The organism is Syntrophorhabdaceae bacterium (assembly GCA_028713955.1).
Taxonomy (GTDB): domain Bacteria; phylum Desulfobacterota; class Syntrophorhabdia; order Syntrophorhabdales; family Syntrophorhabdaceae; genus UBA5609.
In genome coordinates, this window is record JAQTNJ010000090.1 from 1 (window position 1) to 10,353 (window position 10,353).

Sequence of the window (10,353 nt, forward strand, 5' to 3'; positions counted from 1 at the left end):
CCAGGAGTTCTTCAATGCTGCAGTATATTTCGATCTTTTCTCTTGGGACAAGTCTTTCAAGCAGCGACAGGATCTCGCTGCCGGTAATATCCGGGTCTCTCGAATAAAGCAGCAAAAATCGCCTCAACGTGATCTCCTCCGGCTTAAAATGGCATCTTTGTTTTTAGTGTCGTTTTTCATTACGACCGGATATTGCAAGGCGCATACCAAAAAATTGATTTGATGAGGATATTGATTGAAATGTAATGATTATAGTTAGTTAAAAATAAGATAAAGAAAATAGCGGAAATAAAAAACCCGGTTATCTGTCTCTTACGATAGAATAAAGTATCGTTTTGAAAGACTTTATCTTACCAGACAAGACAGAAAGCGGGCAAAGATGAAGATTTCAATGGTTTTTAGTTAAAGAGAGCTTTTTTAAAAGTGCGTACAGGCGTGGGCGGGATAGACCGGATATGCGGCAGGCTTCCTTAATATTGTGACCGGTAATAGACATCAGATTATCAAGATACTGTTTTTCTGCATCTGCAACAGCAGCCTCCCTGAAGTCCTTAAGTTTTGGGAGACCTCCGGCTGCATCCGGAGTCCCTTTGTCGATATCCTGCGTATCGGAATTTTTACTAAGCTCGGATCTTTTTAGTTGAATACGAATTTCAGCCGGAAGGTGTTTGGGGAATAACATAGGCTCATGAAATGCCGCCGAGAGCGCCCTCTCTATTGCATTGACAAATTCCCTCACGTTGCCGGGCCATTCATATGCAGTAAGCGCCTCGAGGAATTCCATCGAGTAGCCCTTTATCCCGATACCGTACCTCTCACAAAGCCTGGTTATGTAATGGATCAATAATTCCTTTATATCTTCGGCGCGTTCCCTTAACGGAGGCAGATCAATAGTCAGGGTGCAGATGCGGAACAGCAGGTCCTCGCGGAATCGCTTTTCCTGAACCATCGTGCGAAGGTCCTTGTTTGTTGCGCATATGAGCCTGAAGTCGCTTTCCGTTTCCCGCTCCGCCCCGACAGGACGGAAGCGATGCTCCTGGAGGACACGAAGAAAATTCTTTTGAAGGGGCATGGGGAGTTCTCCTATCTCGTCGAGGAACAGCGTCCCTCCATGTGCCTGTCTTATGAGGCCGTCCCTTACCTTGTCTGCCCCGGTAAAGGCCCCTTTTTCGTGGCCGAAGAGGATGCTCTCTACGAGGGTTTCGGGCAGGGCGGCGCAATCTACCACAACAAAACTTTTTTGGGAACGGAAACTGTTGTTATGGATTGCCCATGCAAAGAGCTCCTTGCCGGTGCCTGTTTCACCGGTGATAAGGACGTTTGCATCGCCGTTTAAGGCAGCCTGTGTAACGAGGTCAAGGCATGCCCTCATCTGTGGACTGTCACCGACAATACCCTCCAATCTTAATGCCACAGGCTGTTTTACTGACCTTTTCTTATCGCGGTATTCGAGGGCGCGTATAAGCGTGAGCGTCATCTCTTTTATCGAAGAAGGTTTTTCGATGTAGTCCCAGGCGCCGTTTTTTATCGCCAGCTCAGGTCCGTTGGGGTCTTCGAATCCCGTAAGGATGATTATCTCAGGTAAAGATGAGGATTCCCGGATCCTCGGCAATAGTTCCAGGCCGTTTCCATCGGGTAGCCTCACATCGAGGAATACCACGTCGAATGATTCCGTCAGCGCTCTGTCTACCCCGTCTTTGAGGTTAAACGCCTTTGAGGAATCATGCCCTGAACGCATAACCATATCGGATAACATCTCGGAGAAGACTTCGTCGTCATCTATGATAAGAACGCGGGCCATTACCCGTCCTTCCCGATATCCCGTTGTCTGGATTTATCCAGAACATCCTGTACGAGTCTGGCGAAATCATCGTTGCCGATAGGTTTTTGAAAAAAGTCCCGGATGCCTATCTCTTCGATCTTTTCCCTGGGGACAGGTTCATGCGATCCGGAACACATAATGATGGGGACATTGGGCCTTATATGGAGTATCTCTTTCGACAAGTCGAACCCTGTCATATTGGGCATTGTATAGTCGGTGACAACGAGGTCGAATCTATCAGGATCGGCCCGAAAGATCTCCAATGCCTCAATACTATCTGTTTTTCCGACGACGCTATAGCCGAGCCTCTCCAGCCTCTGCCGGCTCATTTCAGTCAACAGATCTTCATCATCAACAACAAGGATCTGCCCTTCTCCTCTTGGTGTGCGGGTGATCTCTTTTCTTTCCAATGCAACATCCGATACGGTCTTCGGGATGATTACATGAAATGAAGAACCTTGCCCCGGTTTGCTGTAAACAGAGATTGCACCGCCATGACTCCTGATAATGCCGTGAACCACAGAAAGACCAAGACCGGTGCCTTCACCGGAGGCCTTTGTGGTAAAAAACGGGTCGAAGATCCTGTCAAGTATTTCAGGTTCCATCCCGCATCCGGTGTCGCTGACAATTAATCGTATGTAAGGACCCGGTTTCAGCTCCGGATGGACGTCATAATCTTCGGAGGTTACAATCTCATCTTTAAGGACTATTTCCAAAACCCCACCTTGATCGTGCATGGCATATGCCGCATTTGAGCATAGATTCAAAACCACCTGGTGGATCTGTGTCTGATCTGCCGATATGATATCCGATTCAGTGAGAATATTGTGTCGAATCTCAATAGTCGAAGGAATTATTGCCCTGATTAAAGGAATAACCTCCATTATTACAAGGCTCATCGAAACCGGCTTTTTCTCCTGCTCACCCCTGCGACTAAAGGTAAGTATCTGTTTCACCAGGTCCCGGCCGCGGTATGCCCCTTTTAATATGAACTCCAGTCTCCGGTGTACGGAGCTATCACCGGGAACATCTTCGAGCACCATCTCTGCAAAACCTATTATCCCTGCAATGATGTTGTTAAAGTCGTGGGCAATGCCTCCAGCCAGGGTGCCGATAGCATCCATCTTCTGCGCGTGACGGAGTTGTTCCTCGAGGTGGTCTCGCTCCTTAGTCTCCTCGATGAGCCTGTTATAGGCCTCCTGCAGTTCCTCGGTACGCTCGATTATCCGCGTCTCCAAATCTTCATGGGCCTTTTTCAGCTCTTTTTCGGCCTTCATGCGTACCATGGCCGTGGCCACCTGGTCCGTCACGGCTTTCATGAGGGACAGATCTTCGTCGCTGAAGGTCTCCCGGTTGCGCGTGCCGAATGAAAGGGTTCCGATGACCTTTTCACCAGGTCCCAGGAGCGGATGGCAGGCGTATGCCTTAACGCCGTACGACTTCACGAGTTCGGTGCGCACATCGGGCGTGGTGGGGATGTGTTCCGCAACGATGCGGCAGGCGTCCCGGGCCGCGCAGCCGCAGACAGCGACGCCGTAGTCGAGCCACTTGATCTTCATCGCTTCTTCATCGGGGATACCTGCATAAGCGTTCAGGTGCAGCCTCCCTGTCTTTTCATCTGCCAGGAAATTAAAGAAGACATGGCAGTTGAGGAACTCCATGGCCTTCAAGGCGAGCGACTCCAGGGCGCCTTGAGGATCAGAGGCCTGCAGGAGCGTGCTGGCTGTCTCGGCCAGAAGGGCGAACCGGCTCAGACTATGGCGGATGATGTTCTCAGCCCGCTTGTGTTCGGTGATGTCGTGAGCAACATGCACGGAACCTATCACTTTTCCCCGGCCATCATACATTGGGGTCGTACTGACCTCGAAATCGCCTCCAAGACGGTCCTCATGTATTTCTACAATATGTTGTCGGCTATCCTCCATAGTTCGGGAATGGGGGCAGAACTCAGGGGGCCCGGACAGGCCATGCACGGCTTCATAGCAGGGAAGCCCGATGCACTCTTCCACTTTTGCCCCCAAACGCCTTGCCATCGCCGCATTAACCCGCAGAACCCGATGCCGGTTGTCGAGGATTGCGACCATGTCCGGCACGCTGGCGAATGTGCGCTCCCATTCTTCTTTGGCCCGGATGAGTTCCTCTTCGGTGCGGGTACGGAGTTGCTCCTGGTCAAGGGCATCCAGGGCGTAGGAGATATCGGCGCTCAGCGATTCGAGCAGGCTAACCTGTTCCGAATCGAAGGCATCGGGCTCAAAGGCGTAAAGCGTGAATGCGCCGATGGCCTTGCCCTGGCGGCGCAAGGGGAATGCTGCCGAGGAGTGGAACCCGTGACGCAGGGCAGGTTCACGCCAGGGTGAAGTGGTAGGATTGGTCGCAAAGTCATTGTTGACCACCGGTTGGTTCTCCCGGATACAAGTGCCGGTCGGGCCCATGCCCAACTTGCCCTCGATTTCCACTTTGATCCTTTTCAGATAGTCAGCTTCCCGGCCACAGGAGGCCACAGGAACCACCTGCTGCCCTTTTACTACCCCGATCCAGACGAGCGAGAATTTCTCCTCTTCCGCGGCAATCCGGCAGGCCTCTGCAAACAATGATCCCTCGTCACGAATTCGGACAATCGCCTCGTTCACCTGGCTGAGAACCTGGTAGAGCCGGGTCAGATTGGTAATCCTATTTTCATGGCGCTTTCGCTCGGTGACCTCGTCGGCAAGCCTGGCGTTCCTATCTTCCAGTTCCGAGGTCCGCTGTTTGACCAACTCTTCAAGGTGCTCCCTGTAGCGATGGAGCTCCTCTTCCGCTCGTTTACGATCTGTCACGTCCCGGGCCGCGGCAAATACGCCGATCACGTTTCCCGCATCGTTCCTGTAAACCACGGCATTGTACAGAACCGGCGTGATGTGGCCGTTGTGGTGCCGGATCTCCAAGGCATAATCGCGTACCAGACCCTCACGGAAGACTTGTTCGTAGCCGGCACGGGCTTTGCCTGGTTGGGTGAAATAGTCGGCAAAATCCGTACCTATAAGTTCTCCCCTGCTTCGGCCTGTCACGGCCTCCGTTGCAGCGTTCACGTCTGTGATCTTCCCATCGGAGCCGATTGTCACCAGGGGATCGAGGCTAACTTCGATCAATTTCCTGTTGTACGATATCGCCGTCTGGAGCTCCTCTTCCGCTCGTTTACGGTCGGTAATATCCATACCCATCTCCAGGATCATGGTGGAGCCGTCAGTGTCAGTAAACGGGAAGTCATAAACATTATAGTTGTGGCCATTCGGACCGGTCCATTCCCATCTGTGGGGCTTCATTGTTTTAAGCACCGAGTAGGTCTCGCAGATTTCGCAGGGCTCGGTCCGCCCGAAGAGATACTCGAAACAGCACCGGCCGTGGGACTCGCCAAAAAGCTCGCGGAAGACACGGTTGGCAAAGGGCACGTGGTAGTCAGGCGTAAGCAGCACAACGTATGCCGGCAGTGTCTCCAGCACGTCATAGAACCGCTGCCGTTCAGCTTTCACGGCCTCCTCTGCCTGCTTGCGCTCGGTAATCTCGTCCCCGAGAGCGCGATTGATCTCTTCCAACTCCGCAGTCCTTTCTGCAACACGAATCTCCAGGCTGCCTTTGGCTTTATGCAGCGCCTCCTCTGCCTGCTTGAGCTCCGCCACATCACTGTAGGTGACCACCACGCCTTCTATACGGTTGTCCGATGTCCGGTAGGGCAGGGCAGTGCGAATATACCAGGCCCCGTTGATACAAAGCTCTTTCTTGATGGGTGTGAGGTTATCAAGGATCGCCTGGGCATCGGCGATGAGATCCGGGCCAAGGTGTTCCTGGGACATGTCGGTAATCGGCCGCCCCACATCAGCAGGGATCAGTTTGATGAGCCTCGACATGGCGGGGGTGAAACGCTTCACCCGTAGCCGGTGATCCAGAAAGATCGTGGGGATGCTGGTACTTGCGAGGAAGTTGTTCAGGTCGTTGTTCGTTTCTTCTTGCTCCTCGATTTTCATCTGAAGTTGGGTATTTACGGTGATCAGCTCTTCGTTTAAAGACTGGAGTTCTTCCCGGGAGGTCTCAAGCTCTTCGTTGGCCGCCTGGAGTTCCTCATTTGAGGACTGGAGTTCTTCGTTCAGGCTTTTAAGCTGCTCAATGTGGCTCTGGAGGTCGTCCCGCGTTGCCGAAAGTTCCTTTTCGAGCTGATACACCGCCGTCCCCTCAATAACAGCGGCTTCTGAAACGATGGCCTCCGTTTGTTCGGAAAGGCCGCCCTTCTCCTGAAATATAATGGTAAAGAAATTTTCCCCTAATTTTGAGATGCGGATGGCGACTTGTCTTTTTCGTTCATCGTCGCCGTTGATGCTTGTCCGGATAGAAACCGGCCTTGCCTCCTGAGCCGCCCGATAAAGCGCACTCCGGATCCTGTTTCGCATGTTTTTGGGGATGAGTTCCAGAAAATTCCGGGTGGGCACCCCTCGGGGTTGACGGAGGTATCTGTTCGTGGGACCATTGTGGTAGATTATGTCGTAGCTCTGGTTGATCGCTACCGCCGCAGGTGCGTATTCCTCCAGTAAGGCTTCCTGGATGAACTGGGTAACTGACGGTTGAGACTCGGCGGCCGACGCCTGCTTTGACAGGATCAAAGCGGTGTGCTCGGCAGCAAAGGGCATTGTGAGAGGAAGCCTTGCGGATGGTTTCTTTTCGACCTTCCGATAGAGGCGACATTTCTTATGTCCGATAGAGGTAAAGAGGTCATTCTTCCTGCCGGATGACTCAGCGTTTCCGAGAAAGAGATACCTTCCTTCTTTAAGGGCATAATGAAAGAGGGTGATACATTTTTCCTGGGCATCAGGTTCAAGGTAAATCAGGAGGTTGCGGCAGATGATAAGATCCAGTCTGGAAAAGGGAGGGTCAAAAAGAAGGTCCTGCCTGGCCAATACTACGTACTGTCGGATCTCTTTGTTGATGGTGACGGAAAGATCGTCTTCGGAGTAAGTAAAAAACTTCTCTGTGTAACCCGGTGGAAGATCAGCGATCGTGCTTGCCGGGTATGTAGCTTCCCGTGCCTGTTCGAGGGCTTTGTCATTAACGTCCGTGGCGAAAACCTGTATCTCCTTCTTTCTGCCGGCGAGGTCAAGTTCGTGCCGCAGCTGCATGGCGATGGAGTATGCCTCCTCTCCCGTTGCGCACGCCGGGGTCCAGACGCGGATGGGAGCATCGTCGTCTTCAGCGGCAAGCTTCCTTGTCACTTCTATATGGAGGTCCTTCCACGCCAGCCGGTCCCGGAAAAAGGAGGTGACCCCGATCATGAGGTCGGCGGCAAGTTGAGCCACCTCGGAATCATTGTGCGTCACAAGCTCCAGGTAGTCATGGGCGGACGAAATCCCCTGGAGGTACATCCGCCGCCTGATCCTTCGGGCCACGACGTTCTTCTTGTAATGGTGAAAATGGTATCCGGTCTTCTCATAGATGAGCTGATAGATAAACTCGAACTGGGGTGTGGTGATGAGACCATCTGTGGGGGTGGTGACCATACCGGAGCCATGGAATTTTAGTATTTCCCGGGCGATGTCTTCCGGAGAAAGCACTCCGTCCACGTGGCCTGTATTAATTGCCGCAAGGGGCATTCCAGGGAATTCGGCTGTGACGGGATCCTGGACAAAGATAGTGCCGCCCGCAGATCTTACCGCTTCGACTCCGCGGGCTCCGTCCGTTCCCGCGCCGGAGAATACGACCGCGATGGCCCGGTTGGAGGCATCCCCGGCAAGAGAGAGGAAAAACTCATCGACGGGGAGGTGGATATGTGCGTCAGAACGGGGAGTAATGCGGAAGGTCCCTTTTTGAATTCTCACCTCTTTTGCCGGAGGACAGAGGTAGAGTTGCCCGGGGAGGCATACCAGTCCATCGGATATTTCGTTGATCTCCATGTCCGGCCTGCGTGAGCGGAGCAGTTCGGGCAGGAGGCTCTCATGCTTTGGTGTAAGGTGCTGCACAAAGACAACGGCAAAATCGAATTCCTCCGGAAGTACCGACAAAAAACGCACGAGAGTCTTGAGGCCCCCTGCTGAAGCCCCTATACCAACGATGGAGACGATTTTATCCGGTTCATCTTTCCCTGGTTTCGTCTTTGGTTGCATATGTCCTCCCGGCAATCCCATTTCTAAACATTTCGCAGAAACGGTTCAATCTGTTGAGTGGGAGATGTTGATTGAATATAAAAAAATAGGTTCCCGGATCGTACGCTACGTCCCACCGACAATCGTACCGCAAAAGGCTTCAAACAGAAAATCCTTATAAAACCCAAATTGTATTTTAACAGATGGTTTTCGTATTGCACAAGGTTTATTGCGATAATCTTGAGTTCATTGCCGTAACGATGCCACTGAAGGGACATTTAGAGGCACAGGAATATTTCAGGAGCGTGTAGGGATCTAAGGATATGAAGGCAGAGAAGCTCAGCCGTTACAGCAGATTTTCTCCTTCAGGGACCCAAGGTACGGCATCGAGACACCCATGCGTTCGCCGGTCTCGAGGACGTCAAGATAGAACCGCTTCATCTCTTCCGGCGATGTATCAAAGTGGCTGTGTTCTCTCGTACGCTCATAGTGAGGCATATCGAGCAGCATCCGGCGGAATCGCAGGGCTGCTTCTTCTTCATCGGGTATGAGGAATGGTTGTGTGTCCGGGTAAGACCGGACGTCAAGGCCGCGTTTCCCGAGCACGGTCAGGGCATCCCTGACGGCACGGACCATAAGCACCCACGCCTCAATGTCGGTGTCCTCCCCGGGAAGACCGCCCATGTAAAGAGCTGTCCCTATCACGCCGGCGTCGATTGCGTGGTGAACCCATTGCCATTCGATTATGTTGGCCTTGATGTCAGGGGATAAGCCCGCTTTTCCGAACATCCCGATGATCCTCTCAAGTCTGGGCGTACGTGAACCGTTTAACTCGCCGATCCGGTAGGTCTTCTGGATGTTCGCATACAGCACGCCGTCATTATCCCGCGCACCGCTTGCTACGGAGAAACCCCAGAGGTAACGGGAGCGGGGCAGCAATGCGTCGATCTCCCCGGTGCCGTTCCAATTTGCGGTAAACATAAGGAAGTCGGCTCCCGGTACAAGGTCGCGGTACTGGCGGACAGCGTTTGCTGCCTGAAGGTGATTTGTCGCCACGATGACCAGCTCGTAGCCTGCCCCCGGGTTTATATCATCTGTAACCTTCGGCAGATACGATGTCCGGTAGTCCCTTGGCGAGTCTCCCCGCATGTCCAGGACGTCCATCCTGATGCCCTCTGAATACCTGCCCGGCGATCCTTTCCGCACGGCGTGCGTTATGTCTGCGCCGCTTTCCGACAGGACCCAGCCATGCATGACTCCGACGTTTCCCATACCGATAATCAATGTCTTCATAAAATCATCACCCCTTCGGAACTATCTGTGGTCAACGTCGGGTATCAGCCGAAGGCTGTTTATGACTGATTTGTTGCGTGGTTATGGGTGTTTCCGTCTCACAGTATGACGAACTTTTTGATGTAGTCGACGATCTCCTTCGGGTCGTCCATGACCTTGAAGATGTCCATATCCTCCGCGGTAATCTTCTCCTGACTGAGAAGGTTTGTCTTCATCCATTCCAGGAGACCGCTCCAGTACGCTGAATCCACGAGGATGATCGGGAAGGGTTTCATCTTCTTTGTCTGGACAAGGGTGATCGCTTCAAAGAATTCGTCGAGCGTGCCGAATCCGCCCGGCATGACAACATATGCCATGGCATATTTGAGGAACATTACCTTCCGTATAAAAAAGTACCGGAAACTCAATCTCAGCGTTGAATAAGGGTTTGGTTTTTGTTCATAGGGGAGTTCTATGTTGATCCCAACAGATTTTGCTCCGCCTTCCTTGGCGCCCTTGTTGGCGGCTTCCATGACACCTGGGCCTCCGCCGGTAATGGTGTTAAAACCATTCACGGCAAGTAATTTGGCGAGGTGATATGATTTTTCATACAGAGGATCGCCTTTCTTGCAGCGGGCGCTTCCGAATATCGTAACAGCAGGATGAACCTCGGTAAGGTTTTCAAACCCTTCAACGAATTCCGCCATGATATGGAAGAGTCTCCATGATTCCTTCAGAGACATGTCGTCTAATACATATTGTTTCTCCATTGCCTCCCCTTTTTACCTTGAGATTTTAGGTGTTCACATATATTATTTACATGGAAAGGAGATGTCAAACTAAAACTAATGGGCGAGATACTTGTCGGGACCAGCGGTTTCTCTTTTGATGACTGGATAGGTGAAGTATATCCGTCAGGGATCGGGAAACATGAGATGCTCCCGTATTATGAAAGGACCCTTGGATTCAGAGCCCTCGAGGTAAACTACACCTATTATGCCATGCCGTCGATCAAGACCATGGAATCCTTTTCAAAAAGGACGTCGAAGGAATTTTCTTTTGTCGTCAAGGCACACAAGGGAATGACCCACGAAAAGGGGAAGGACTTCAAGACGCAGTGCAGGCTTTTTCAACAGGGGATAGCGCCTCTGGACG

5 protein-coding genes are annotated in these 10,353 nt (G+C 52.2%); 1 reads left to right on the plus strand and 4 read right to left on the minus strand.

The window, feature by feature from the left end; all coding sequences use genetic code 11:
• Positions 1 to 388: 388 nt before the first annotated feature.
• The 4 genes from PHU49_09075 to PHU49_09090 form a co-directional block, all read right to left on the minus strand.
• Positions 389 to 1,801 (minus strand): sigma-54 dependent transcriptional regulator, encoded by a 1,413-nt coding sequence (locus PHU49_09075; protein ID MDD5244154.1) that lies wholly within the window; start codon positions 1,799 to 1,801, stop codon positions 389 to 391.
• A complete protein-coding gene (locus PHU49_09080; GenBank protein ID MDD5244155.1) occupies positions 1,801 to 7,947 on the minus strand; it encodes a chemotaxis protein CheB in 6,147 nt (2,048 codons plus the stop codon). Before PHU49_09080 ends, PHU49_09075 begins: the two co-directional genes overlap by 1 nt.
• Before the next feature lie 318 nt (positions 7,948 to 8,265).
• Positions 8,266 to 9,219, minus strand: coding sequence for a 2-dehydropantoate 2-reductase N-terminal domain-containing protein (locus PHU49_09085; GenBank protein ID MDD5244156.1), 954 nt, complete (start codon positions 9,217 to 9,219; stop codon positions 8,266 to 8,268).
• A gap of 98 nt (positions 9,220 to 9,317) precedes the next feature.
• A complete protein-coding gene (locus PHU49_09090; protein MDD5244157.1) occupies positions 9,318 to 9,968 on the minus strand; it encodes a TIGR00730 family Rossman fold protein in 651 nt (216 codons plus the stop codon).
• A gap of 78 nt (positions 9,969 to 10,046) precedes the next feature.
• Between PHU49_09090 and PHU49_09095 the strand changes: the two genes are divergently transcribed.
• A partial coding sequence (locus tag PHU49_09095) for a DUF72 domain-containing protein (protein MDD5244158.1) occupies positions 10,047 to 10,353 on the plus strand: 307 nt, incomplete at its 3' end.

Excerpts from the sequence above, each read along its gene's own strand:
- PHU49_09085 (MDD5244156.1), bottom strand. The coding sequence starts at position 9,219 with ATGAAGACATTGATTATCGGTATGGGAAACGTCGGAGTCATGCATGGC.
- PHU49_09080 (MDD5244155.1), bottom strand. The coding sequence starts at position 7,947 with ATGCAACCAAAGACGAAACCAGGGAAAGATGAACCGGATAAAATCGTC.
- PHU49_09075 (MDD5244154.1), bottom strand. The coding sequence starts at position 1,801 with ATGGCCCGCGTTCTTATCATAGATGACGACGAAGTCTTCTCCGAGATG.
- PHU49_09090 (MDD5244157.1), bottom strand. The coding sequence starts at position 9,968 with ATGGAGAAACAATATGTATTAGACGACATGTCTCTGAAGGAATCATGG.